The 23,548-nt window shown below is 61.8% G+C and carries 24 protein-coding genes; 7 read left to right on the top strand and 17 right to left on the bottom strand.

The genetic code is table 11. The features are described from left to right. Positions 1-43: 43 nt before the first annotated feature. The gene (locus DES49_RS09735; protein WP_133736226.1) at positions 44-694 is read right to left on the bottom strand and encodes a DsbA family oxidoreductase; all 651 of its coding nucleotides are present in this window, start codon (positions 692-694) and stop codon (positions 44-46) included. A gap of 148 nt (positions 695-842) precedes the next feature. Between DES49_RS09735 and DES49_RS09730 the strand changes: the two genes are divergently transcribed. Next, positions 843-1,907: a mechanosensitive ion channel family protein gene (locus DES49_RS09730; RefSeq protein ID WP_133736225.1), complete on the top strand. Its 1,065-nt coding sequence runs from the start codon at positions 843-845 to the stop codon at positions 1,905-1,907. Here DES49_RS09730 and DES49_RS09725 read toward each other — a convergent pair. The 4 genes from DES49_RS09725 to DES49_RS09710 are packed head-to-tail and all read right to left on the bottom strand — an operon-like array spanning position 1,904 to position 6,255. After that, complete coding sequence (locus tag DES49_RS09725; protein ID WP_133736224.1) at positions 1,904-2,488, bottom strand: cyclin-dependent kinase inhibitor 3 family protein; 585 nt, start codon at positions 2,486-2,488, stop codon at positions 1,904-1,906. The two genes, DES49_RS09730 and DES49_RS09725, sit on opposite strands and share 4 nt — an antisense overlap. Before the next feature lie 18 nt (positions 2,489-2,506). Then, positions 2,507-3,796, bottom strand: a complete 1,290-nt coding sequence (locus DES49_RS09720) for a DsbA family protein (protein ID WP_133736223.1) — start codon at positions 3,794-3,796, stop codon at positions 2,507-2,509. Beyond that, positions 3,797-4,927: an NAD(P)/FAD-dependent oxidoreductase gene (locus tag DES49_RS09715; protein WP_133736426.1), complete on the bottom strand. Its 1,131-nt coding sequence runs from the start codon at positions 4,925-4,927 to the stop codon at positions 3,797-3,799. Positions 4,928-4,929: 2 nt separating this feature from the next. Next, entirely contained in the window at positions 4,930-6,255 is a 1,326-nt protein-coding gene (locus tag DES49_RS09710; RefSeq protein ID WP_133736222.1) for an SAM-dependent methyltransferase, read from the bottom strand. 165 nt (positions 6,256-6,420) lie between these two features. Here DES49_RS09710 and DES49_RS09705 point away from each other — a divergent pair, with 165 nt between their 5' ends. The 4 genes from DES49_RS09705 to arsH are packed head-to-tail and all read left to right on the top strand — an operon-like array spanning position 6,421 to position 8,987. Beyond that, entirely contained in the window at positions 6,421-6,780 is a 360-nt protein-coding gene (locus tag DES49_RS09705) for a metalloregulator ArsR/SmtB family transcription factor (protein ID WP_133736221.1), read from the top strand. After that, a complete protein-coding gene (gene arsC / locus DES49_RS09700; protein WP_133736220.1) occupies positions 6,780-7,202 on the top strand; it encodes an arsenate reductase (thioredoxin) in 423 nt (140 codons plus the stop codon). The genes DES49_RS09705 and arsC overlap by 1 nt, the downstream gene beginning before the upstream one ends. A gap of 35 nt (positions 7,203-7,237) precedes the next feature. Further along, positions 7,238-8,272 carry an ACR3 family arsenite efflux transporter gene (gene arsB, locus DES49_RS09695; protein ID WP_133736425.1) on the top strand — a complete coding sequence of 345 codons (1,035 nt, stop codon included), beginning with the start codon at positions 7,238-7,240 and terminating at the stop codon, positions 8,270-8,272. Then, positions 8,265-8,987, top strand: coding sequence for an arsenical resistance protein ArsH (gene arsH, locus DES49_RS09690; RefSeq protein ID WP_133736219.1), 723 nt, complete (start codon positions 8,265-8,267; stop codon positions 8,985-8,987). The genes arsB and arsH overlap by 8 nt, the downstream gene beginning before the upstream one ends. Before the next feature lie 12 nt (positions 8,988-8,999). Here arsH and DES49_RS09685 read toward each other — a convergent pair whose 3' ends face one another. Further along, positions 9,000-9,713: a DUF2914 domain-containing protein gene (locus tag DES49_RS09685; protein ID WP_133736218.1), complete on the bottom strand. Its 714-nt coding sequence runs from the start codon at positions 9,711-9,713 to the stop codon at positions 9,000-9,002. Between the two features lie 119 nt (positions 9,714-9,832). Here DES49_RS09685 and DES49_RS09680 point away from each other — a divergent pair, with 119 nt between their 5' ends. Then, complete coding sequence (locus DES49_RS09680; RefSeq protein ID WP_133736217.1) at positions 9,833-10,267, top strand: PGPGW domain-containing protein; 435 nt, start codon at positions 9,833-9,835, stop codon at positions 10,265-10,267. Positions 10,268-10,281: 14 nt separating this feature from the next. On the opposite strand, the gene purD is transcribed toward DES49_RS09680, so the two are convergent. The 10 genes from purD to DES49_RS09630 all read right to left on the bottom strand — a co-directional run bounded on the left by purD (position 10,282) and on the right by DES49_RS09630 (position 20,820). Continuing rightward, positions 10,282-11,568, bottom strand: a complete 1,287-nt coding sequence (gene purD / locus DES49_RS09675; RefSeq protein WP_133736216.1) for a phosphoribosylamine--glycine ligase — start codon at positions 11,566-11,568, stop codon at positions 10,282-10,284. A gap of 8 nt (positions 11,569-11,576) precedes the next feature. Continuing rightward, positions 11,577-13,163 (bottom strand): bifunctional phosphoribosylaminoimidazolecarboxamide formyltransferase/IMP cyclohydrolase, encoded by a 1,587-nt coding sequence (gene purH / locus DES49_RS09670; protein WP_133736215.1) that lies wholly within the window; start codon positions 13,161-13,163, stop codon positions 11,577-11,579. Positions 13,164-13,211: 48 nt separating this feature from the next. Beyond that, positions 13,212-13,505 carry a DNA-binding transcriptional regulator Fis gene (fis, locus tag DES49_RS09665; protein ID WP_243865020.1) on the bottom strand — a complete coding sequence of 98 codons (294 nt, stop codon included), beginning with the start codon at positions 13,503-13,505 and terminating at the stop codon, positions 13,212-13,214. An 11-nt stretch (positions 13,506-13,516) separates the two neighbouring features. After that, complete coding sequence (gene dusB, locus DES49_RS09660) at positions 13,517-14,527, bottom strand: tRNA dihydrouridine synthase DusB (RefSeq protein WP_133736424.1); 1,011 nt, start codon at positions 14,525-14,527, stop codon at positions 13,517-13,519. Positions 14,528-14,704: 177 nt separating this feature from the next. Further along, positions 14,705-15,883 (bottom strand): DUF3426 domain-containing protein, encoded by a 1,179-nt coding sequence (locus DES49_RS09655; protein WP_133736213.1) that lies wholly within the window; start codon positions 15,881-15,883, stop codon positions 14,705-14,707. Between the two features lie 18 nt (positions 15,884-15,901). Next, the gene (prmA, locus tag DES49_RS09650) at positions 15,902-16,798 is read right to left on the bottom strand and encodes a 50S ribosomal protein L11 methyltransferase (RefSeq protein ID WP_133736212.1); all 897 of its coding nucleotides are present in this window, start codon (positions 16,796-16,798) and stop codon (positions 15,902-15,904) included. A 4-nt stretch (positions 16,799-16,802) separates the two neighbouring features. After that, complete coding sequence (accC, locus tag DES49_RS09645; RefSeq protein ID WP_133736211.1) at positions 16,803-18,146, bottom strand: acetyl-CoA carboxylase biotin carboxylase subunit; 1,344 nt, start codon at positions 18,144-18,146, stop codon at positions 16,803-16,805. 17 nt (positions 18,147-18,163) lie between these two features. Continuing rightward, the gene (gene accB, locus DES49_RS09640) at positions 18,164-18,631 is read right to left on the bottom strand and encodes an acetyl-CoA carboxylase biotin carboxyl carrier protein (protein WP_133736210.1); all 468 of its coding nucleotides are present in this window, start codon (positions 18,629-18,631) and stop codon (positions 18,164-18,166) included. A 14-nt stretch (positions 18,632-18,645) separates the two neighbouring features. Next, entirely contained in the window at positions 18,646-19,083 is a 438-nt protein-coding gene (gene aroQ / locus DES49_RS09635) for a type II 3-dehydroquinate dehydratase (protein ID WP_133736209.1), read from the bottom strand. Between the two features lie 120 nt (positions 19,084-19,203). Further along, complete coding sequence (locus DES49_RS09630) at positions 19,204-20,820, bottom strand: diguanylate cyclase (RefSeq protein ID WP_133736208.1); 1,617 nt, start codon at positions 20,818-20,820, stop codon at positions 19,204-19,206. A 115-nt stretch (positions 20,821-20,935) separates the two neighbouring features. Between DES49_RS09630 and DES49_RS09625 the strand changes: the two genes are divergently transcribed. Beyond that, entirely contained in the window at positions 20,936-22,909 is a 1,974-nt protein-coding gene (locus DES49_RS09625) for an EAL domain-containing protein (protein WP_133736207.1), read from the top strand. 29 nt (positions 22,910-22,938) lie between these two features. Here the strand turns inward: DES49_RS09625 and ppa are convergent, their stop codons facing one another. Next, the gene (gene ppa, locus DES49_RS09620) at positions 22,939-23,463 is read right to left on the bottom strand and encodes an inorganic diphosphatase (protein ID WP_133736206.1); all 525 of its coding nucleotides are present in this window, start codon (positions 23,461-23,463) and stop codon (positions 22,939-22,941) included. Between the last annotated feature and the right edge of the window lie 85 nt (positions 23,464-23,548).

Here is a 23,548-nt window from a genome sequence, read left to right as displayed (position 1 = left end):
GGAGAAGGTGGTGTGGATGTACCGCAGCTTCCTGGGCGAGTAATCAGCTGACAGTGCCTGCGGCGATGTCCCGGAATGTCTGCACCAGGTAGTCCGGTTCCTGGGCGCCGGAAATCAGGTACTGCTGATTGATGATGAAGGCGGGAACGGCGGAGATGCCGCCCTGCTGGTAGCGGGCCTCCTCCTTCAGGACGCGTTCAGCGTATTCGCCCTCGTCCAGGATCCGGCGTGCCTCGGTGGTGTCCAGGCCGATGGACTCCACGCAGCGCAGGAGCACCTCATCATCGGAAACATCCGCGGCATGGCCGAAGTAGGCGTCAAAGAAGGCCTTCTCCATGTCCGTCTGCCGGCCCTGTTCCCCGGCCCACATCACCAGGCGGTGGGCGTTGAAAGTGTTGCGGGTGCAGCGTTCCTGCATGCGCTCAAAATTCAGTCCCAAACCGCTCGCGATGGTCATCATCTCGTTCTGGGCCTGCTCCATCTCTTCGGGGCTGCGCCCGTACTTGCGGCTCAGCGCATCGAGTATGGGTTCACCGTCGGCGTCCTTGTCGGGGTTGAGCTCAAAGGGGTGCCACTCAATGGTGAAATCCAGTTCGCCATCCAGTTGCGCCATGGCCTGTTCCATGCGCGCGTACCCGATGGCGCACCAGGGGCAGGCGATGTCGGAGACGATGTCGATCTGCAGGGTTGTCATGGAACGGTCTCGCTTTGTGCTGGTTGTCATCTGTGGTCTGATTCTGGCGGTCCGGGGCCCTGAGTACAAACCCCAGTCAGTTCCACGCTTCCCACGCCTTGCCCCGATGCGCTAATTTACGTCTTTGGGAAAACGTTAAGGACGCGTGATGCTGGAATCCCTCCAGGCCGGGCTGTCGGCATGGCTTTTCCCCGGGCTGGCCGCTCTGCTTGCGGTCGCGGGAACTCTCGCTGGTTACCGGCTTGCCCTCGCAATAACCCGTCACTTCATGGAGTCCGCGGCGGTCACGCGCCTGTTTCTGGATGCTGCGTCCGTTGCGCTGGGTGTCTTTCTCGGTCTCCTGGCACTGAATGCCGTTCTGGAGGCAGTTCCCCAGGATCTGCCCCTGTTACCGGCCATGCGCCATGCTTCCTCGTTGTTGCTGATCCTTTCCGTAACCTGGGCGGCGGTCCGCTGTACCTCGGCCCTTGGGGATGCAATCGTACACCTGAATCCGGTTGAGGAAGGGGCGTGGCGGCGGGCGCGCAAGGTGGAAACCCAGACGCGTTTCCTGGTCCGAGGGTTGAATGTTCTGGTGGTCATCGTGGGTCTCGGGGTAGCGCTGATGACCTTCGAACCCGTCCAGCAACTGGGTGCGAGTCTGCTTGCCTCCGCCGGTATTGGCGGCATTATCCTGGGTTTTGCCGCCCGGCCAGTGCTTGAGAACCTGCTGGCGGGGATGCAGATTGCGCTCACGGAACCCTTCCGTATTGATGATGTGCTGTATGTGGAAGGCGAGTGGTGTTGGGTGGAAGAGGTGACGGCGACCTATGTGGTCGTGCGGGTGTGGGACCTGCGGCGCATCGTGATGCCTCTGCAGTGGTTCATCGAAAACCCTTTTGAGAACTGGACCCGCCACACGGCGGATCTGATGGGGGCTGTTGCTCTCTGGGTCGATTACGCCATGCCGATTGACCCCCTGCGCGAGGAATTTGCGCGACTCCTGGAGGAGTCCCGCGAATGGGACCGGAAAACACAGACCGTGCAGGTGCTTGAAGCTGGAGAGAGCGCGATGCAGGTCCGCTTCCTGATGAGTGCGGCGGACTCGAGTAAGCTCTGGGACCTGCGGTGTGCCGTGCGTGAGGGGCTGGTGCACTTTATGCAGCGCGAGTATCCGGCCTGTCTGCCACGTATGCGGGCAGAACTGTTGGCGTCGAGCGAGCAGAGTGGTTAGAGGCCGTTGTCTGGTCCGGTCTCGTTCCAGGCGATTCCCTGGTGGTCGTCCAGGTTCAGGATGTAATCGCGTTGTTCGGCATTCTCAACGGTTCCCGGGCGAGCCTGTCGAACCGCAGCCATGGCGGTATCCGGTGAGTCCCCGAATTCTACCCGGAGCCGTGCCGCGAGGGTCCCGCTGCGCCCCAGGCCAGCCCGGCAATGGATGAAAACGCGCTGGCCCTTCCTGAGTTGCTGTCGGACCACGGGGCCCGCCTCGCTCCAGGCGAGTTCAAAGGCACTGCTCGGGGCGCTGAAATCCCGGATGGGGGCATGGAACCACTGCAGGCCCTCCGCCCGTATGGCCTCACCCAGACTGGGAACGCCCAGGCGCTTGAATTCCGACTCCTGCAGGAGCGTGACGACCGTCAGGGCACCCCATTGGCGAATCGTTGCCAGGTCCTGCCCCAGGTGGCGCTGACTCCTGAAAAGGCTGAATCCAGGCTGCCATCGCCCCGGGCAGTAGCTGATGCCGACCAGGCCCTCGGTGTTCGGGAGCCTGAGGACGTCAATGGGCAGGGGTTCAAGTTCTGAAAGGGACATGGGATTGTTATAGCACGTTCAGGCTCGATCCCCACGCATCGCTTCCTGGATCAGCCAGAGCCGGTCCTGGCCCCAGGCGGTAACGTCGCCGAAGCGGAAGCCGGGTACACCCCAGAGGCCCAGCCTGTAGAGTTCCTGGCGATTCGTCTCAACTTCCTCCCGCCAGCTCTCGTCGTCCAGGCACTTGCGCGCTTTTTCCCAGTCCAGGCCGGTGTCCTCAACGATCCGTCGCAGGCCGCGGTCGGTCTCGGAGCGGATGCCCCGGGCATTCACCGCTCGGGCAAAGGTGTGCATCCAGTTCGTGGCCAGTCCCTGTTCGCGGGCGTAGGGGAAGATGGCGTAGCAGCGCTCCACACCGGCGCCGAGCGGGTCGGCGACAAAGCCATAGGGAATACCGAGCTTTTCAGCCTCGCGCTTGGTGTCCTTGAAAATGTACCACTTCTTTGCGGGCGGGACGGCCTGGCCGCGCATCACCATCGGGAGTACGGGGCGGATGTGCAGTGGGCACTCGAAATAGTCCGCCAGCTGCCTGGCCCGTTCCAGCCCCAGGTAGGAGTAGGGGCTGCGCATGGAGAAGAAGATTTCCAGGGGCGTGGTGATGGGCTCCGCCGGTTTGGGTTTGCGGCAAAGGTCCGCCCAGGTGCGCACGAAGCGGGCGGCCTCATTGGGGTGCTTCCCATAGCCCTTCTGGATCAGGCGCCGCTCCAGGTGATCAAGCCGGTCCAGCCCCCAGTACCATTCGCCTTCGTAATGCAGCATGGCGCCCAGGTAGTGGCCGGCTTCGTGCAGGCGCTCTTCGTTCTGGGCGATGCGCTGCTGTGCGGCTTCGGGTTCCGGGGGCGTGGAATCATTAGCGGGGATCTCGCCATGCCACAGGCTTCGGAGTATCTCCAGGGCCTGGTCCGCGAAGTCTGCCTGATCCTCGGCCAATGCCATCCGGCAGGCCGCATCGTGGACGGCGGCTTCCGGAAGGGCGGGATCGTTCTCCGGAAAATCCAGCCGGTACAGCCGGGCCAGGTCGCGGGCATCGGCAATGGCCCAGGACTGCCAGAGCGCCTGTTCCGGGAACATGTCGTCCTGCAGTGTGGTGACGGTGTGGTAGCGGAATGTCAGGCCAAAACGTTCCCCCAGTGAGGGCAGGACCTGGAGCAGGAGATAGCCGTGGGGGTCGCGTGGATTCAGGTAGACATCCACCTGGCGTTCAGTGGCGTTCGAACGCGCCTTGCGGGCTTTCAGCCCCCGGCGCACCCGGCGTGTCAGGGGGCTGGAAATGGCTCTGGCCACATAGGGCGTGATCGCAGCGCGCATTCAGGATGCGGTTTCCAGCGTGGGCACGTGCTCATGCAGGAACCAGCGTTCGGTCACAACCCGTTTGGTGAACCAGTGGGTTTTCATCAACGGCGCGGCGACGCGCATCTTGGCCCACTCGGGAATGGCCAGTCCGCCCTGTTTTTCCACCTCTTTCTGGCCGAAGCGTTCCCGCAGCCGGTCCGCGTAGGGTTGTAGTGCTGCCGCGCTGTAGTCGCTGGTGGACTCGATCACTTCGGCGGCCATGATGGCGGATTCGATGGCGGGGCGGATGCCTTCGCCACTCTGGGTATAGGCCAGGCCTGCGGCATCGCCGATCAACAGAATGCCATCGTCGATCAGCGGGCGCTCCGCGTGATCGTAGAGCAGATAGGCATGGCCTTTGAACTTGCTGGGCAGCTCCTCCGGAATCCTGCCTTCCGCCTGCATCCCCTGAACGAAGTCCTGCAGGTGGTTCTTGAGGTTGTCCGGGTCCTCGCGACCCAGGCCGATGTTCAGGTAGTTGCCCTTGCGGAAGACCCAGGCGTAGCCCTGGAGATCGCGGCAGAACCAGAGCTCGGGAGTATCCCCGCGCACCTGGCAGCGTTCGCTCTGCTCCGGCGTCATCTCGAATTCCACTTCCTTGGCAGTCACTGCTGTCTCGTGGCTCCCGGGCCCCTCACCGATAAACGAGGCAACCGGGCAGAAGTGGCCGCCCGCGCCGATCACAAGCGGTGCCTGGTACTCACCGTTGAGGCACCATTCCCCCTCTTCCGTGCGCTCCAGGCTCTTGAACTTGACGCCTTCAGCGCGTTCACTGCCGCTGCGTTCGAGCAGGTAATGGTCGAATTCGCAGCGTCGGATGCCGTAGCTGACCGGTTCGCTGCCGTGGTCATTCTCCACCGCGTCCTGGCCCATCATCCCGATGCGGAAACGGTGAATGGGCTGCATGACGTTGTTGCGGGCGTAATCCTGGGGGTCGATATCCAGTACATCGAGTACGGCGGGCGTGACCCAGCCGGCACAGGTCTTGTCCCGGGGAAAGGTCTGCTTGTCCACCACCAGGGTCCGGTAGCCCTTCTGGGTCAGGGTCCGGGCCATGGTGGAGCCGGCGGGCCCGCCGCCGACGATCAGCGCGTCGTAGTGCTGCACCATCAGTAGCTGCCCTCCGCTGGCACATTGGAGCTGGTGTACAGGTGCTTGCGGTTGCGTGGAACCTGGTTGTTCTCCGGGTGCGCCAGTACCATCTGGAACAGTTGCAGTGAGCTGGCCCGGAAGCCGGCGATGGAACCGGCCAGATACAGGCGCCAGGCGCGCACGAAGTTCTCTCCGTACATGGCACGGACGGTGGCGACGTTCTCCTCGTAGCGGCTCAGCCAGTCCTCGAGTGTCTCCGCGTAGTGCAGGCGCAGGTTTTCCACGTCCAGCACGGAGAAGGGGCCGGCTTCGGCCACACTGGCGAATTCCGTGATGCTGGGCGGGTAGGCGCCCGGGAAGATGCGCTTCTCGATCCAGGCATTGGTGCGCATCGGGTAGTTGCGCCCGATGGAGTGCACCAGTGCCAGGCCTTCCGGTTTCATGTGGCGGCGAATGACTGCAGCCAGCTCCGGGTAGTGGTCGGTGCCAACGTGCTCGAGCATGCCTATGGAGACAAACTTGTCATAGGTGCCGGAGATGTTGCGGTAGTCATCCAGCACGTACTCGACACGGTCCTCGATGCCCTCTTCCCGTGCTTTTTCACGGGCGAACTCCACCTGTTCACGTGAAATGTTGAAGGCCTTGACGTTCACGTCATAGTGCCTGGCCATGTAGCGGGCCAGGCCGCCCCAGCCGCAACCGGCTTCGACCACGGTCTCTCCCGGCTGCAGCTGAAGCTTGCGACAGACCAGTTCCAGCTTGGCGAGCTGGGCCTGCTCCAGACTGATGCCGGGCTCTTCGTAGTAGGCGCAGGTGTACTGCATCTGCGCCTTGTCCAGCCAGAGCTTATAGAAGTCGTTGCCCATGTCGTAATGGTGGTGGATGTTGTCCTTGGCGGCCTTCAGGCTGGTGGAGCGCGGAGCCTGGTTGCGCCAGATAAAGCGCAGGAAGAGCGGGAGCTGCTCGTAGGAGCGGTCAAGCGCGATATACAGGTCCGTGAGCACGTCGGGGAGATGGCCGTCCATGGTCAGTCGCCCTTCGCTGTAGAGGTCTCCGAAGGCGAGGTTCGGGTTGGTTATCAGCTCATAGAGCGCCGAACGGTCCGCCACATGCAGGGTGTACTTGGCCTGTACGTCCCCCCGGGGTTCAACGCGCTCCGCACCCCATAGATCCAGCGCCATTGGCGGGTGACCAGACAGGGCCAGGAACTTTTCGGCCATCCATCGTTCCGGTGGAAGTGGCGTGGTATTCGGTTGCAGAAATGACTCTTTCAGACTGTACGGCGTGAAGCGCTCAGGCGCCACGGTGCGCGCCGTTTCCCGTGTTTTTGTACTTTGTTCCATGTCGGCCTCCCAGCATCATGACATTAATCCAATTGTTTCAAGTATAAGTAGGCACATAAACAATGGGCAACACTGGAATCCGTGATATGGGCGATATTTCCTGATTGCAACCCGGGTCATTGTCTGTAATCATTAATAATCAATATATATGGATATGCGCATATAATGACACCTGAGCAGTTCTTTCGCGCGCTTTCGGATACAACCCGTCTTAACAGCCTTCTGTTGCTTGAGCAGGAAAGGCGGCTCTGCGTCTGTGAACTGGTGCAGGCGCTGGGTCTGTCCCAGCCGCGTATTTCCCGGCACCTGGGGCAGCTGAGGGATCAGGGTATTGTCCAGGACGAACGCCGGGGGCAGTGGGTGCACTACCGGCTGAGCGAAGACTTGCCGGACTGGGCCCGGGATACGCTGAGAGCCGTTCTGGCTTCGCGGGATCTGGAGGGGCTCACTGAACGGCTTGCGGCGATGCCCGAGCGTCCCTCCCTGGCCACAAATCAGTCGTTTCAACGCAACGAGGGTGTCTGATGAACATACTTTTTCTCTGTACGGGCAACTCCTGCCGGTCGCAGATGGCCGAGGGGTTCCTGCGTCATCTGGGGGGTGATCGGGTAGCGGTGGACTCGGCGGGACTTGAGGCTCACGGCCAGAACCCTCGTGCCATAAAGGTGATGGACGAGGTGGGTGTGGACATTTACCAGCAGCAATCCACCGTGCTGACCAACGTCCAACTCCAGTGGGCGGACCTGGTGGTGACGGTCTGCGGGGATGCCGACGAGTCGTGCCCCATACTGCCGCCGGGTACGCGTAAGCTTCACTGGGGCCTGCCTGACCCGGCGCGCGCCAGGGGCGATGAGGAAACTGTCATGAGTGAGTTCCGCAGGGTGCGTGATGATATTGAACAGCGTGTGCAGACACTCCTGCAGGAAGTTGATGGAGGTGAGGTGTGACACAGAAGACCGATGATCCGGATATCAGAGAGGGTATGGGGCTTTTCGAGCGCTACCTGTCGGTCTGGGTGGCGCTGGCGATCGTGATTGGTATTGCCATGGGGCAATGGTTGCCGGTGGTGCCGGATGTGCTGTCGCGCTTCGAATACGCGCAGGTCTCGATTCCGGTGGCGGTGCTGATCTGGGCCATGATCTTTCCCATGATGGTACAGATCGACTTCGCCGCTATTGCCGGTGTGCGGCGCCAGCCCAGGGGATTGGTCATCACCACCACGGTCAACTGGCTGATCAAGCCGTTCACCATGTTCGTGATTGCGTGGTTTTTCCTGCTGGTGGTCTTTGAGCCCCTCATCGAGGCCGGCCTGGCGCGTCAGTACCTGGCCGGCGCGATTCTGCTGGGGGCTGCGCCCTGTACTGCCATGGTCTTTGTCTGGAGTTACCTGACCCGGGGCGATGCTGCCTACACGCTGGTGCAGGTGTCGCTCAACGACATCATCATGCTGTTCGCGTTCGCGCCCATTGTGATGTTCCTGCTCGGGCTGTCGGACATGATTGTTCCCTGGCAGACGATCGCACTATCGGTGATTCTCTATATCGTGATTCCGCTGGCGGCGGGTTATGCCACACGTCGGTGGGTCATTGCCAGATACGGTAACGCCTACTTCGACAATGTCTTCATGAAGCGTCTCGCGCCGGTCACGCCCATCGGGCTGATTCTGACCCTGGTGTTGCTGTTTGCCTTCCAGGGTGAGGTCATCCTGCAGAATCCGCTGCACATTGTGCTGATCGCTGTGCCGCTGATCCTCCAGACCTTCCTGATCTTCGCCGTTGCCTACGGCTGGGCCATGGCCTGGCGGGTGCCGCACAGTGTGGCGGCGCCGGGCGCCATGATCGGGGCGAGCAATTTCTTTGAGCTTGCGGTGGCCGCAGCTATCGCCCTGTTCGGAATCCAGTCCGGTGCGGCCCTGGCGACGGTGGTCGGCGTGCTGGTGGAAGTGCCGCTGATGCTGGGGCTGGTGAAGATCGCGAACCACACGCGGCAATACTTTCCAGGGGAGACAAATGCCTGATCGAACACTTCACAACGTTGATCGGAACTACCTCGATCATCCCACGCTGGACAAACTCGGTGCCAGCGGCAGTTCCCATCCGCCAAGGGTGTTGCTGCTCTATGGTTCGCTGCGCGAGCGCTCCTACAGCCGTTTGCTGGCCGAGGAGGCGCAGCGGCTGCTGCACGAGTTTGGTGCCGAGACCCGTATGTTCAATCCCTCGGGGCTGCCGCTCCCGGACGATGCCGAGGCTGATCATCCGAAGGTGCAGGAGTTGCGCGAACTCTCCCAGTGGTCCGAAGCGCACGTCTGGGTCAGCCCGGAACGTCACGGCAACATGACGGGGATCATGAAGACGCAGATTGACTGGTTGCCGCTGGCGGTTGCCGGCATTCGGCCGACCCAGGGGCGGACACTGGCTGTAATGCAGGTCTCCGGAGGGTCCCAGTCCTTCAACGCCGTGAACAACCTGCGTATTCTCGGGCGCTGGATGCGCATGATCACCATCCCGAACCAGTCCTCTGTGCCCAAGGCTTACCAGGAGTTTGACGAGGCGGGGCGTATGCTGCCATCGCCGCTGTATGACCGGGTGGTGGACGTGATGGAAGAGCTGGTGAAGTTTACGCTGCTGCTGCGGGATCGTTCCGGGTACCTGGTGGATCGCTACAGCGAGCGTAAGGCGGATGGCAGACCTGTCGTCACCGAACCGGGCATTGTCGAAGCGACAACGGAGTAGCTTCGAGGCGTTTCAACGAACCTCAAACTCACTCCGTGCCAGCGGTTCGCCTTGCTCCGTGGTGACCTCGACCCGCCAAGCGCCGCGCATGTTCTGATCGATGTATTTGCTGGACGAGGCGGCGATGCGTTCGCCCTGGGGGCGCATCGTGACCCGTGCCATGCGCTGGTCGTTCAGGTACCAGTCGTGGTGGATGGTCTGTCCCTTCAGGCCGTCCATTTCAGTGAACAGGTAAACCCGGATCAATCCCCCGGCATTCATGGGAATGAGTGCCGAGGCCGTGCCCACGGGTTCCCGGTTAACAACATCGCGGGTCAATCGGGCCCGCACCAGCGCTTCCGAGAGGATCTGTACCCGCGAGAGTGTGGCGCCAACAATCGAAGGCTGTGACTGCACTCCTTTGGAAGCTGGCTTGCTGTCGTCACCGGTGTGGCCGGGGCTCTCTTCAAGGGCCACCACCGTTGGCGGGGCCGCCTCGGCCGCTTTTTCGGGCTCTGGCCGATCGACAGGTACGATTACCGGCACGGGGGTGAACAGCGGCGCTGGTGTGGGAGAAGGCCTCATCAGGTACCAGCCGCCGACAGTACCGGCCAGGAGCAGCACCAGAGCCAGCATTGCACCGATTATGCGGTCCCAGCGGTACTCGATGATCTCTTCAGCTTGATGATCGTGATGGGTGTCGTCGATGTAAACCCTCATGGAGAGGGTTGATCCGTGTTCCTGCATGATTTGCCGTTATCCCTGGCGAGTTGGAAGAGCGCTCTGCGGTGGGATTGTATCTTGGTTTCACGATAATCCATATGGTTTAGACTGGCCCGGTATTCTTCGCAGAGGTCGCGTCTGCCATGACGTTCCTGATCGAGTGGTTCCAGGCCAACGACACCGTACTCTGGTGGCTTGGTGGCGTTTCCGTGGTGACCTTTGTGGGAACCCTGATTGCGGTTCCCATCGTGGTAATCCGGATTCCGTCCGACTATTTCTCGCATCCTGAACGGCAAACCACGCTTGTGTATCGTTTCGGCACGGCGGTGGGAACCCTGCTTCTGGTTCTCAAGAACCTGCTCGGCATTGTTCTGCTGCTTGCCGGTATTGCCATGCTGGTGCTGCCAGGCCAGGGATTGATCACCATGTTCGTGTCCCTGACGCTGCTGAACTTTCCAGGCAAGTACCGACTTGAGCGATGGGTGATTTCGCGGGGGGCGGTGTTTCGATCGATTAACTGGATTCGGCAGCGGCGCGGTTACAGACCACTGGATGCGCGAAGGCCGAAAGGAGGCTGAGCGGTGTCGGCCGCTCAGTCCTGCTCTCGTGCGATGGCCCGAAACCCGATATCGCTACGGTAATAGGCGTTGTCCCAATGGATCGCCTTAACGGCCCTGTAGGCGCTGGCCTGGGCTTCCGCAACCGTGTTACCCAGTGCCGTGGCGCAGAGCACGCGGCCGCCGCTGGTGACGATCTCGCCCTCCTGTTCGCTGGTTCCGGCGTGGAAGATCTTGCAGGCGTCCGAGTCCAGGCCTTCGAGCCCCTGGATGACGTCGCCCTTGCGGTACTTGTCCGGATAGCCGCCGGCCGCCATGACTACGCCGAGCGCGGCGCGGTCGTCCCACTGTGAGTCCTGCTGATCAAGTTGCCCCTCGGTGGCGGCCAGGCAGAGCTGCACCAGGTCCGACTGGAGACGCATCAGGATGGGCTGGGTTTCCGGGTCACCCAGACGGCAGTTGTATTCGATGACTTTGGGGCTGCCGTTGGGGGTGATCATCAATCCTGCGTAGAGGAAGCCGGTGTAGGGGTGGCCCTCGTCGGCCATGCCTTCGACGGTGGGCTCAATGACCTCCCGCATGATGCGCTCGTGCACCTCAGGGGTGACCACCGGCGCCGGGGAGTAGGCGCCCATGCCGCCGGTATTGCTGCCGGTGTCGCCGTCGCCGGCGCGCTTGTGGTCCTGGCTGCTGGCCAGCGGCAGGATGTTGCTGCCATCCACCATGGCAATAAAGCTGGCTTCCTCGCCCTGGAGGCATTCCTCGATGACCACGCTGTGGCCCGCGTTCCCGAAGAGGTTGCCATAGAGCATGTTGCGGACCGCGTCCTCGGCTTTCGCCAGCGTCTCGGCCACAACTACACCCTTGCCGGCGGCCAGGCCATCGGCCTTGACCACGATGGGAGCGCCTTTTTCACGCACGTACTCAAGAGCAGCTTCCGTCTCCGTGAAGCTCCGGTAGTCGGCGGTAGGGATGCTGTGGCGTGCCAGGAAATCCTTGGCAAAGGTCTTGGAGCCCTCAAGCTGGGCAGCGGCCTGGTCCGGGCCAAAGACGGGCAGGTCCTTTTCCCGGAACCGGTTGGTAATCCCGGCCACCAGGGGCGCTTCCGGCCCAACAATCGTCAGGTCAATGCGCTTGTCCGCTGCGAAGCGCACCAGTCCATCAATATCCTCGGCGCCCAGATCCAGATTCTCGACGCCGGGTTCCCGTGCCGTGCCGGCATTGCCAGGAGCCACGTAGACGGTGTCCACATCCTTTGACTGAGCCGCCTTCCAGGCCAGTGCGTGCTCGCGGCCACCGCCGCCGATGATCAGAATCTGCATGTCACACCTCAATGGCGGAAGTGGCGCATACCAGTGAAGACCATGGCGATGCCATGCTCATTGGCCGCGTCGATGACTTCCTGGTCCCGCATGGAACCACCTGGCTGGATAACAGCTTTGATGCCCGCCTCGGCGGCCTGGTCGATGCCGTCGCGGAAGGGGAAGAAGGCGTCGGAGGCCATCACGGAGCCCTTCACTTCCAGGTCCTCGTCCGCCGCCTTGATGCCGGCGATGCGGGCGCTGTAGATCCGGCTCATCTGGCCCGCGCCAATGCCGATGGTGCGGCCATGGCGGGCATAGACGATGGCGTTGGATTTCACGTACTTGGCCACTTCCCAGGCAAAGAGCAGGTCTTCCAGTTCGTCCTGGGAAGGGGAGCGTTCGGTGACCATCTGCAGACTGTTGGCGTCGACCATGCCGAGGTCCCGGTCCTGTACCAGCAGGCCGCCGGTGACTCGTTTGAAATCGGAACCCGGAGTCCGCCCACTGTCAAAGGCACCACAGGCAAGCAGCCGTACATTCTTCTTGCCGGAAACGGCCTCGGCGGCTTCCGGGGTGATTTCCGGGGCGATGATGACTTCCACGAACTGGCGCTCAACAATGGCGGAAGCCGTCTCGGCATCCAGCGGGCGGTTGAAGGCGATGATGCCGCCGAACGCGGAGGTGGGATCCGTGGCGAAGGCCAGGTCGTAGGCCTGTTTCAGGTCGGCGCCGATGGCCACGCCACATGGGTTGGCGTGCTTGACGATGACGCAGGCCGGGTCCGCGAAGGGCTTGACGCATTCGAGTGCCGCATCGGTATCCGCCACATTGTTGTAGGACAGTTCCTTGCCCTGGAGCTGCCGGGCGGTGGAAACAGAGGCTTCGGCGGCCCCTCGTTCGCGGTAGAAAGCGGCCTGCTGGTGAGGGTTTTCCCCGTAGCGCATGTCCTGGAGCTTCTCGAACTGGCCGTTGAAGGTGCGCGGGAAGCGGGCGGGTTCGTGGCGGTTCTCAACGCGGCTGCCCAGGTAGTTGGCAATGGCGGCGTCATAGGCGGCGGTATGCTCGAAGGCCCGGGTGGCCAGGTCGAAGCGGGTGTCCTGGCGCAGGCCGCCGTCGTTTTTGGCCATTTCATCGAGCACGCGCTGGTAATCGTCGGCATTCACGACCACGGTCACGTCATTGTGGTTCTTGGCGGCGGCCCTGAGCATGCCGGGCCCACCAATGTCGATGTTTTCGATGGCGGTGGCGAGGTCACATTCCGGGTCGGCAACGGTTTCCTCGAAGGGGTAGAGGTTGACCACCACCATGTCGATGGGCGCGATACCCTGCTCGGCCATCACGTCATCGTCGGTGCCGCGGCGCCCGAGGATGCCGCCGTGGATCAGCGGGTGCAGGGTCTTCACCCGGCCGGCCATGATTTCCGGGAAGCCTGTATGGTCGGAGACTTCGGTGACCTTGATGTCGTTGCTGTTGAGAAGACGGAAGGTGCCGCCGGTGGAGAGGATCTCCACGCCCTGCTTCTCGAGGGCCTGGGCGAATTCAACGATGCCGGTCTTGTCCGACACGCTGATGAGCGCGCGGCGGATGGGGGTCTGTGAGTCCTGTTGTGCCATGATGTTCCTGTCGTGGTTCCGGGTGAAAACGTAGTTGGTCGCAGTGCCTTATAGGAGGCCGTACTGTTTGAGCTTCTTGCGCAGTGTTCCCCGGTTGAGGCCAAGCATGGCGGAGGCACGGGTCTGGTTGTCACTGGTGTATTCCATGACCTTCTCCAGCAGGGGGGCTTCCACCTCGGACAGCACCAGCTGGTAGACATCCGTGACCGGTGCGCCGTCGAGCTGGGAGAAGTAGTTCTCCAGGGCGTGCTCAACGCTGTCGCGCAACGTAACCGTCTGGCCGTTACCTGTTGCCGTCGTCAGGGGCTCATCCGTTTGCCGGGCCTGCTGGTCCTCGGCCATGAATTCAGTGTTCATGCGACACGTACCTCTTCTGTCTGAATGCCTTGAAAGTAGTCTTTGAGAAAGCCCAGCTGGGTTGCGGCCTCCTCGACCCGGTTGAACTGTTTCCGGAACAGACGGGTTGGATCCTGTTCCTCTAGATACCAGCCCACGTGCTTGCGCGCAATGCGTACGCCCATGTAGTGCCCGTAGAACGCGTGAAGGGCCTGAACATGGCCCAGGAGAATGTCACGCACTTCGTCGAGCGTTGGGTCGGGAAGCTCGTCCCCGGTCGCCAGATAGTGGTTGATCTGCCTGAAAAGCCAGGGGCGGCCCTGGGCGGCGCGCCCGATCAGCAGGCCGTCGGCGCCTGTTTCAGCAAGCACCTGGCGCGCCTTTCGCGGCGAGTTCACATCGCCGTTGGCAAGGACCGGTATATCAACCGCGTCCTTGACCCGGGCTATGGTGTCGTATTCCGCCTCGCCCTTGTAGGCATCCGCCCGCGTGCGCCCGTGGACGGACAGCGCCTGGATGCCAGCGTCCTCGGCCATGCGTGCAATTGCGACGGCATTGCGGTTCTCCCGGTCCCAGCCCGTGCGCATCTTGAGGGTGACGGGCACGTCCACGGCGGCGGTAACGGCGTTCAGTATCTCGCGCACCAGGGCTTCATCGCGCATCAGCGCGGAACCGGCGGCCTTGTTGCAGACCTTCTTGGCCGGGCAGCCCATGTTGATGTCGATGATCCGGGCGCCATGGGCCTCATTGAGGCGGGCGGCTTCCGCCAGCATGGGCGCGTCTCCGCCGGCAATCTGCACCGCAATGGGTTCGGGCTCGCCGGTGTGGTCCATGCGCAGGCGGGATTTGCGGGTATTCCAGAGACTGGCGTCGGAGGTCACCATTTCGGAGACGGCCAGTCCGGCCCCCATTGCCCGGCATAGCAGCCGGAAAGGTCGATCCGTAACGCCCGCCATGGGGGCCAGAACCAGATTGTTGGGTAGCGTATGGGGGCCAATGGCGACCACAGCATTCTCCTGGCGATCCATATCCTGCAGAAACCGCTGGCGTAACACGCCGATTCGGCTGGACTGGTCAAAGTTCAACCAGCTAGGGGGAAACAATGATACTCCGGGCTCGGATGGCGTTAAAGGGGGCGCCAAGGGGAAAAATTGATTATTTTTCGCTCAGATCGGTTGACTTATCAGCCCGGTCTGTTCCATCTGTTACTGCGAGGGAAGGAAATCGATGCGGTAGTTGATGGCATCCTTGCCCGGGTCGCGCAGGGCAAGCCGGATGCGGCGACCCTGGTTGGCGGGCAGGGATTGCGCTGCAAGTGCCGAATCGCCGAGGTAATCCTCCGGCTGGAAGACACGCTGGGCGACGATATCATTGTTGAGGTTGGAGAAGCTCAGGGCAATGGCCGGGTAGGGCTGATCGAACCCGGCCTGGTTGAGTATGGTGACCTCGAGCAGCAGGGCGTTGTCCTGATCCGGATGGCTGCGCACCACCAGCTCACGGCTCTTGATTTTGTCCGCCGCGCGCAGTGGGGGAAGCTCGCAGCCGGCCAGGTTGCAGGCACTGGCAACCCAGGGGCGCAATGGCTCGTACAGGGCCAGGCGCTCAAAGTGTTGCCAGCCCAGCTGATAAACCAGAAGGCCCGCGGCGATCAGTGCGGTCAGCCCCCAGAACCAGCGTCGTCTCTCCGGGCTTCGGTCAACCCGAGGCGGGGCAACGGGACTGGAGTTCAGGTTGGCCCAGACGGGCTCCTTTGACGCTGTGTTTTCCGGGGTTGGTTCGGGGCTGGGCTCGCTTTCCGTCGTCGATGGTTCAGGTTGTTGCCGTACCATGCGATCGGGTTTGGGCTGCTGCGACAGGGAAGCACGTTCATTCTCGAGCGGACTCGGATCGGGCATTTCGTGCTCCTCCTCCTGCAGGAGGGATTCTGCCCAGCTGTCGTCATCATCCTCTTTGAGTACTTCCTCGTCCTCGGCGGGTGCATCATAGAAATCCGGGGTTTCACCCCGCTCCATGTCGAGGAGGGCCTCGCTGAAATCGTCCTCATCCGACTGGGGCTTACGGCCCGCATACCGGCCTTCGGCGGCATCCTCCTCCGGGTTGTCGTCAAAGACCAGGTCCTCATCGTTTTCCGGCGTTTCAGTTTCCGGAGCCTCAGGCTCCTGGGGGGCGGGTTTCTGTGTCTCGGATTGCTGAGGCGCGGGTTCCTGAGGCTCGGGTTCCTGGGTCTCGGGTTCTTCCGGCTGGGCATGCTCTATGGCATTGAATACGCGCAGGCAGTGGCCACAGCGGACTTTGCCGCTGGCCGCGGCAAGCTGCTTCTTCGTGACCCGGAATCGTGTCTCGCAGTGAGGGCAGCGTGTGAGGGTATCTGGTGTGCTGCTCATGTTGCCGCCTTCTCCACCCTAATCCGTGTAGCGTGTGCCGGTGATGCAGACCCAGCCTTCCTGCTCCGTTGGCGACTCCATGCTGAACCAGCGGGCATAGCGGTCACTGATCGAATTGGCCTGGGTCGAAAGAATGCCCGAAAGAACAATTCTGCCGCCGGGGCGGACCTGCGCGGCCAGTGTCGGTGCCAGAGAGAGTAAGGGCTGGGCCAGTATATTGGCAAGCATCAGACTGCAGTCCTGTGACGGCTGCTCCTCCGGCAGGTACAGGTCGAGGGCCTCGTCGCTGATCCCATTGCGCTGAGCGTTGTCACGGCTGGCATCCAGCGCCTGCGGGTCATTGTCCACTCCGACCATATGGCGGGCGCCGAGTTTAAGTGCCGCCAGCCCCAGGATTCCGGAGCCACAGCCGTAATCAATGAGGTCCAGTCCCCTGACGTCGGCCTGGTCAAGCCACTCCAGGCACAGTCGCGTGGTCGGGTGGGTGCCGGAACCGAATGCCAGGCCGGGGTCCAGGACCAGGTTTACCGCTTCGGGGTCGGGCGGTTCCTGCCAGCTCGGACAGATCCAGAGGCGGTCGCCGAAGCGTTCGGGCCGGAAATCGTCCATCCAGGCACGTTCCCACTCCCGATCCTCCAGCAGTTCCGTCTCAATAGACTCAAGATGCGTCTGGGTGGCGGCGTGCCAGGCCTCGCTTACCTGGCTGCGCACGCTTTCCAGGTCCGCTTCACCCTGGAAGAGGCCGGTGACGCGGGTGCTGTCCCAGAGCGGCGTGGTGCCGCGTTCGGGTTCGTACAGCGGCGTATCCTCGCTGTCTTCCATGCTGACCGCCTCGGCGCCGGCTTCAAGGAGAAGCTCCTCAAGCAGCTCGGCGTGCTCACGGTCGGATTGGATGTGAAGCTGTACCCAGGGCATCGCCTCAGTCCCGTCGAATCAGGTGTTCAAGATAGTGGATGGTGATATCCGCCTTCCTGAACGCCTCATCCCGTATCAGGCGCTGGTGCAGCGCCGAATTGGTCTTGATGCCGATCACGATCAGCTCATCCAGCGCGTTGTGCATGCGGGCCAGGCAGGTATCGCGGCTCTCACCGAAGGTGATCAGCTTGCCCACCAGTGAATCATAGTAGGGCGGGATGCTGTAGCCGGAGTACAGGTGCGAGTCCACGCGTATCCCGAGTCCACCCGGCGGGTGGAAACGTTCGACCCGGCCGGGGCTGGGCGCGAACGTCTTGGGATCCTCGGCGTTGATCCGGCATTCCAGGGAATGACCCCGGATCTCGATATCGTCCTGGGTGTAGCGCAGCTGCTCGCCGGAGGCGATGCGGATCTGTTCCGCCACAATGTCGACACCCGTGACCATCTCCGATACCGGGTGCTCCACCTGGACCCGGGTGTTCATCTCGATGAAGAAGAACTCGCCGTCCTGGTACAGGAACTCAAAGGTTCCGGCGCCCACATAGCCGATCTCCCGACAGGCTGCGAGGCAGGCCTGGAGCGTGCGTTCCCGGGATTCCGGGTTGATGTTGGGTGCCGGCGCCTCTTCCATCACTTTCTGGTGCCGGCGCTGCAGCGAGCAGTCCCGGTCCCCCAGGTGGATGACGTTGCCGTGGGCATCCGCCAGGACCTGAACCTCCACATGCCGGGGCCGGTCGAGGTATTTTTCCAGGTAGACGGTTTCGTCCCCGAAAGCTCCCTGCGCCTCGCGTTGGGTGACGTGCACCCCCTTGAGCAGGGCGTGTTCGGAGTGCACCACCTGCATGCCACGGCCACCGCCACCGGAGGCGGCCTTGATGAGCACGGGGTAGCCGATCTCCCGGGCCACGGCCTTGGTGCGCTCCTCGTCCTCGGTGAGAGGGCCGTTGGAGCCGGGCACCGTGGGCACGCCAGCGCGGATCATGGAGCGGATCGCGGAGACCTTGTTGCCCATCAGGCGGATGGTCTCCGCCGAGGGACCGATATACCGGAACCCGCTTTTCTCCACCTGTTCGGCGAAGTCGGCGTTTTCCGCGAGGAAACCGTACCCCGGGTGAATGGCATCGGCGTCGGTAACCTCGGCCGCGCTGATGATGGCCGGGATGTTGAGGTAGCTGTCCGTGGCGGTGTTGGGCCCTATACAGACGGACTCGTCGGCCAGGCGTACGTGCATCAGGTCGCGGTCGACCGCGGAGTGCACGGCCACGGTGCGGATGTCGAGTTCCTTGCAGGCTCGCAGTATGCGCAGGGCGATTTCGCCCCGGTTCGCAATCAGTACTTTATTGATCATGGTGCGGCGCTTCGCTGTCAGGTGATGACGAACATGGGCTGGTCGTATTCAACCGGTTCGCCGTCTGTGACCAGTATCTGGGAGACCGTTCCGCTGATATCGGCCTCGATCTGGTTCATCATTTTCATGGCTTCGATAATGCACAACGGATCGCCCGCCCGCACTTTCTGGCCGGTTTCCACGAAAGAGGCCGAAGTGGGAGCAGGCGCCCGATAGAAGGTGCCTACCATCGGGGAGCGAACCAGGTGCCCGTCCGGCTCGTCCGGTTCCGTCTTTTCTCCGCTGTCACTGGATTCCCCGCCACTGCTCTCCGCCTGCGGGCGCTGCTGGGGCTGTGGCATCGGGGCGGGAGCTGGAGCCAGGGGGGCAGCTTCGGCCCTGCGGCGGCTGATTCTGACTGAATCGTCGCCTTCCTTGATTTCCAGCTCTTCGACGTCTGATTCCTCGATGAGTTCGATTAATTTCTTGACCTTGCGAATGTCCATAAATGGGCTCTCAATCACGCCAGTTTGTGAAGCGCGGCCGCGAGGGCCAGCTCATACCCCTGGGCACCCAGTCCGCTGATCACGCCCTCGGCAATATCCGAGAAATACGAGTGCTGGCGGAAGGGTTCACGGGCATGCACGTTCGACAGGTGGATTTCAATAAACGGAATGGCGGCGGCCAGCAGAGCGTCCCTCAGGGCGATGCTGGTATGGGTGAAGGCGGCCGGATTGAAAATCAGGAAATCAATACCTTCGTCGCGCGCCTCGTGAATCCGTTCAATCAGTTCGTATTCCGCGTTGCTCTGAAGACTGAGCAGATGATGGCCCGCCTGGGTTGCCTGTTCATGCAACCGCTGGTTGATATCCGCCAGGGTTGCGTTGCCGTAGGTGCCGGGTTCGCGGCTCCCGAGTCGGTTCAGGTTGGGTCCGTGGAGGACGAGTAACGTGGCCATAGTCCGTTCAGGATTCTTTGTTTTTGTGACGATTTCGGTTTTTTCGAGTATAGATCAGAGCACGTTCACGAAAGTGTGAACGCATGTTAGCTGAAGATCAAGAGCCGGCTCCGGAAAATTTCATTGGGCTGTCATGACCTGGTTGCGCCCGCCTTCCTTGGCGCTGCAGAGACTATTGTCGGCCCTCTCGCAGAGTTCCTTGGCCGATTCGCCCTGCCACTCTGCCAGGCCGCAGGAGAAGGTAACCGTGAAATCGGTGCCCGCGGCGGGCTGGCGCAGTTCGCTGAATTTTTCGCGGATTTCGTCCATCACCGTCCTGGCCCCTTCCAGCCCCGTATCCGGAAGTATGATGGCGAATTCTTCGCCCCCATAACGGCCCACGTGGTCGCTCTTGCGCAGCCGCTGCTTGAGGTGCAGGGATAGGCTGCGCAGGACCCGGTCGCCAATGGAGTGGCCGTAGGTGTCATTGATCTTCTTGAAGCAATCCAGATCGAGCATCGCGTAGGACAGAGCGCTCCCATTCTGTTTCGCCCTGCTGATCTCGGTATCCAGCAGGTGCAGGGTATGGGTGTGATTGTAGAGACCGGTCAGGTTGTCACGGACCATTAATGCCAGCAGTGAGCGCGCGCGGCGTCCCCGGTTGTGGAGGGTTGCCACCAGGTGCTTGGGGTCGATCGGCTTGGTCAGGAAGTCATCACCGCCCAGGCTCATGGCATGCAGTTGCTTTGAGGTATCGTCTTCCGCCGAGAGATAGATGATGGGCGCGCCGTGGAAATGATCCTGCTGGCGGATGACCTTGGCGATCTCGGTGCCGTTGCAGCTTGGCATGTACATGTCCAGGATTATGATTTCCGGAGAGAAATCCTCCAGAGCCTCCACCACCTCCATGGGATCGGTGAGAACCCGTGAATGCATGCCGGCCTTCTTGAGCACGTTCTCCATGAATTTGGCCTGGGCCCGGGAATCATCAATGACAAGGACCCTGTAGGGCTCAATGGGATTGGCGTAGGAATAGGTTTCAATCTTCTCGATCAGCTGCCCCGGGTCCAGTCCCCGGAAGAAGAATTCTTCACCGCCGGAACGCACTGCCCTGAGGCGGGTTGCGATGGAGCCATCCGTCTCGCTCATGTAGAGGATGGGAACGGGGGTCTCGTGGTTCTTCTGGATGCGTTCCACGGTCTCGATGCCGGTAACGCCCTCAGCATCGCCCCCGAAATCCACGTCGATAACGATGGTCTCCGGCTTATGCCGCGCGCACTCGTTCTCAAGATCCCCGGGGCTGGCGAAAGCGGTGGTGCGGAACCCGAAGAATTCCATCAGCCTGACAATGCGCTGGGCGTATTCGGTATCATTGAAAGCCAGGTAGATCGGGGGTCTCAGGAAGGTCGCGGGCGGAGTCTCCTCGTTCTCGTCCGACTGGCGAAGGGTGCAGTGGCGGAGCTGATCCATCGCTGCCTGAACCGCATCCCGGATATGCGTATCAATGGGCGCCTGTTCGCCCCAGGTGTCGAGCGCAGCCGACAGGGCGCGGGCAGCCGTTTCATGATCCTGCATCTCAAAGCGCCGCGCGTATTTGAGGAGCTTTTCGTTAGCGGCCAGCAGATCCTCGCGAAGGCCGTGAGCCGGCTCCCCCTGATCCAGGTATTTCTGCCAGGTTTCAAGGATCAGCCGGGCCTGGGTCGTGACCCGATGGGCGAAATGCTGGCGGAGTTTTTCCTGCTGACTCCTGTCGGTCATGAACGTTGACCTTTTAGTGATGTTGTTCTGCGTCACATTCTGGCTATTCACTATAGCTGTTTGAAAAAGATTTGTGTCAATCTGGTGCACCCTTTCAGGGCGGGGAGATAACCTTATGAATCAGGGTCACGGTGCCCCCGGTTACAGCCTTCGTTGGCTGCTGATGGTGTTTGTAACGGCACTGATGGTCTCTGTTCTGGTGGCCGGCACCTACCTGAGCGCAAGCCGCTTTACCCAATACCTGGCATACCAGCTTCAGGTACAGACCCGCGATGCGGCTGTAGCCCTGGGTGTTTCGCTGTCCACCGTCGAGACGGACGGCGAAGCCCGGCGCATCATTGATGCGATGTTCGACAGTGGCGCCTACCGCTCCATTAAGTTGCAGGGCCCGAACGGGCAAACCCGCCACAAGCGGGGCCGGGAATCCGCGGACCAGGGCGTTCCCCAATGGTTCAGGTCCTGGGCGGCGTTGCCGGCGCCTCAGGGACGTGCTGCTGTTGTGGCTGGTTGGGAGCCCAGTGGGGAGGTGATTGTCAGAGGGGATCCCGGGCCGGCGCTCACCAATCTGTGGCAGAGTTTTCTGACGGATCTTGTCTGGGTGGGGGTGATACTGCTCCTATCGCTCTGGGTACTATGGCGCGGCACCAGACGACTCCTGAAACCCCTGGGCCGCCTGGAGGGACAGGCGTTGTCCCTTGAGGCAGGGGATTTCAGCGTTCGCACACCCGAGCCGGAGGTGCGGGAGCTGGCACCGGTCGTGCGCGCCATGAACCGGATGGCGGAACAGCTGAGCCAGACCTTCAGACGCCAGGTACGGGTTATAGATGAGCTGCAACGGCAGGTAAGCCAGGACCCGGTCACTGGTCTCAATAACCGCCAGACCTTTGAGCAGCAGCTCAACACCCTGTTGTATTCCAGGGAGGATTCAGCTGGAGGGGTGCTTGCCATTTTCCGGCTGCAGGACTTTTCCGCATTCAATCGGAATAAAGGGCGTCCTGCCGGAAATCGGTTGCTGAGCGACTGTGGCGACATTATCCGATACTTCGAAGTCCGACATCCGGGAGTGATCAGTGGCCGGGGCCAGGGTGCCGAGATAGCCCTGTTTCTGCCTCACGCCGGAATCGCCGATGGGGACCAGTGGTTGCTTGAGCTCGTCCATGAAATGTCGGAACGTTACAGCGCCCATGCGGCCCCTGGTGTGGGCGTGGTCCAGGTTGGCGCCACGGTCGCGGATCCGGCGCTTCAGCCTGGCGAGATCCTGGCCCGTGCGGATAGCGGTTTACAGCAGGCGGAGAGCGGCGATCAACCCGTTGTTGTGTGGGGGCATGCTCTCCCAGTGTCTCCTTCGGATACCACGGACTGGCGTACCACACTGGATGCGGCTCTGGCGGGCGATGGGCTGACGCTGGTCTGGCAGCCCTGTTACTCCCCGCTGGGGCACCCGGTAATGGAGCAGGTGCTCGCGCGCCTCGCCATCAAGGGTCAATGGATGAGTGCGGCCCAGTTCATTCCCTTTCTTGAGCGTTACCTGTTGACCTCAGCGCTGGATCGACGGGTGCTTGAGCTAACACTTGAAAAACTGGAACAGCATCCGGAGCAGGTGTTTTCGGTGGCGCTGGGGCAGGCCTCCCTGGCGGATGAGGCGTTCCTTCACTGGCTCGGGCTCAGGCTTGAAAGAGCCGGGAACCTGACCACCCGTCTCTGGCTGGCATTCCCCGAGCGCGTTGTCCAGGCCCTCCCGGATGCGGTTGCCACCCTTGAGGATTATGCGGAGCAGACCGGGGTGCGATTGATGGTGGATCAGTTCGGTACCGGCGGCATCAGCTTTGACTACCTGGCACGGATACGGATTCAGGGGGTGCGGATCGGGCAGCAATACGTGCGGGATATTCACCAGCGCGAGGATGCGCGGTTCTTCCTGGAATCCATGGTGCCGGTGATTCAGCAACAGGGCATGCAGGTATTCGTCAGCGGCGTGGAAGTGGCCGATGAATGGGAGGTCATCCAGTCAATGGCCGTGGATGCGGTGATGGGCTTTCACCTGTGCCGGCCCCAGGATCAGCCTTCCGTGGAACGGGAGCGCGGGTAGCGGGCGCCCGCGCTCTTTCCGACAGGGCGTTACTTCGCCGCCTTGACGGATTCCTCCACAGCCTTGCGGGCCGCTTCGGCATTGTCCCAGTTGCGCACCTTGACCCACTTGCCGGCCTCGAGTGTCTTGTAGTTCTCGAAGAAGTGCTTGATCTGCTCCTTGAGCAGCTCCGGGATGTCCTCGACGTCCTTTACATCCTTGTAGGCGGTGGTGAGCTTGTCGTGGGGAACACAGACCAGCTTCGCGTCTTCGCCCGCCTCGTCTTCCATGTTCAGTACGCCCACCGGACGGCACCGGATGATGGAGCCGGGCTGTACCGGGTAGGGGGCGACGACAAGGGCGTCGAGCGGGTCGCCGTCGTCGGCCAGGGTGTTCGGGATGAAGCCATAGTTGGCCGGGTAGAACATGGGCGTTGCCATGAAGCGATCCACAAGCACGGCGTCCATGTCCTTATCGATCTCGTACTTGACCGGTGAGGAGTTGGCCGGAATCTCGATGGCAACAAAAATGTCTTCCGGCGGGTTCTTGCCGGGGGGGATCTGGTCAAAATTCATGACTCTGTCCTTTACCTTGTGGATGGATGGAAAGCTCGTTAATCAGGTGGCGCATTATACGCGCAAGGGGGATGAGATAAAAATT

The organism is Halospina denitrificans, assembly GCF_004364635.1.
GTDB lineage: Bacteria > Pseudomonadota > Gammaproteobacteria > Pseudomonadales > Oleiphilaceae > Halospina > Halospina denitrificans.
This window is presented reverse-complemented; position numbering and strand designations above follow the sequence as displayed.

Bases quoted from the DNA above. Each gene is read 5' to 3' on its own strand.
- DES49_RS09735 (WP_133736226.1), bottom strand. From the start codon at position 694: ATGACAACCCTGCAGATCGACATCGTCTCCGACATCGCCTGCCCCTGG.
- aroQ (WP_133736209.1), bottom strand. From the start codon at position 19,083: ATGGCCACGTTACTCGTCCTCCACGGACCCAACCTGAACCGACTCGGG.
- purD (WP_133736216.1), bottom strand. From the start codon at position 11,568: ATGCAGATTCTGATCATCGGCGGCGGTGGCCGCGAGCACGCACTGGCC.
- DES49_RS09710 (WP_133736222.1), bottom strand. From the start codon at position 6,255: ATGGAACAAAGTACAAAAACACGGGAAACGGCGCGCACCGTGGCGCCT.
- DES49_RS09685 (WP_133736218.1), bottom strand. From the start codon at position 9,713: ATGCAGGAACACGGATCAACCCTCTCCATGAGGGTTTACATCGACGAC.
- DES49_RS09725 (WP_133736224.1), bottom strand. From the start codon at position 2,488: ATGTCCCTTTCAGAACTTGAACCCCTGCCCATTGACGTCCTCAGGCTC.
- purH (WP_133736215.1), bottom strand. From the start codon at position 13,163: ATGGCACAACAGGACTCACAGACCCCCATCCGCCGCGCGCTCATCAGC.
- arsC (WP_133736220.1), top strand. From the start codon at position 6,780: ATGAACATACTTTTTCTCTGTACGGGCAACTCCTGCCGGTCGCAGATG.
- dusB (WP_133736424.1), bottom strand. From the start codon at position 14,527: ATGGATCGCCAGGAGAATGCTGTGGTCGCCATTGGCCCCCATACGCTA.
- DES49_RS09630 (WP_133736208.1), bottom strand. From the start codon at position 20,820: ATGACCGACAGGAGTCAGCAGGAAAAACTCCGCCAGCATTTCGCCCAT.
- DES49_RS09625 (WP_133736207.1), top strand. From the start codon at position 20,936: ATGAATCAGGGTCACGGTGCCCCCGGTTACAGCCTTCGTTGGCTGCTG.
- prmA (WP_133736212.1), bottom strand. From the start codon at position 16,798: ATGCCCTGGGTACAGCTTCACATCCAATCCGACCGTGAGCACGCCGAG.
- accC (WP_133736211.1), bottom strand. From the start codon at position 18,146: ATGATCAATAAAGTACTGATTGCGAACCGGGGCGAAATCGCCCTGCGC.
- DES49_RS09655 (WP_133736213.1), bottom strand. From the start codon at position 15,883: ATGAGCAGCACACCAGATACCCTCACACGCTGCCCTCACTGCGAGACA.
- ppa (WP_133736206.1), bottom strand. From the start codon at position 23,463: ATGAATTTTGACCAGATCCCCCCCGGCAAGAACCCGCCGGAAGACATT.
- DES49_RS09730 (WP_133736225.1), top strand. From the start codon at position 843: ATGCTGGAATCCCTCCAGGCCGGGCTGTCGGCATGGCTTTTCCCCGGG.
- DES49_RS09720 (WP_133736223.1), bottom strand. From the start codon at position 3,796: ATGCGCGCTGCGATCACGCCCTATGTGGCCAGAGCCATTTCCAGCCCC.
- fis (WP_243865020.1), bottom strand. From the start codon at position 13,505: ATGGCCGAGGACCAGCAGGCCCGGCAAACGGATGAGCCCCTGACGACG.
- arsH (WP_133736219.1), top strand. From the start codon at position 8,265: ATGCCTGATCGAACACTTCACAACGTTGATCGGAACTACCTCGATCAT.
- accB (WP_133736210.1), bottom strand. From the start codon at position 18,631: ATGGACATTCGCAAGGTCAAGAAATTAATCGAACTCATCGAGGAATCA.
- arsB (WP_133736425.1), top strand. From the start codon at position 7,238: ATGGGGCTTTTCGAGCGCTACCTGTCGGTCTGGGTGGCGCTGGCGATC.
- DES49_RS09705 (WP_133736221.1), top strand. From the start codon at position 6,421: ATGACACCTGAGCAGTTCTTTCGCGCGCTTTCGGATACAACCCGTCTT.
- DES49_RS09680 (WP_133736217.1), top strand. From the start codon at position 9,833: ATGACGTTCCTGATCGAGTGGTTCCAGGCCAACGACACCGTACTCTGG.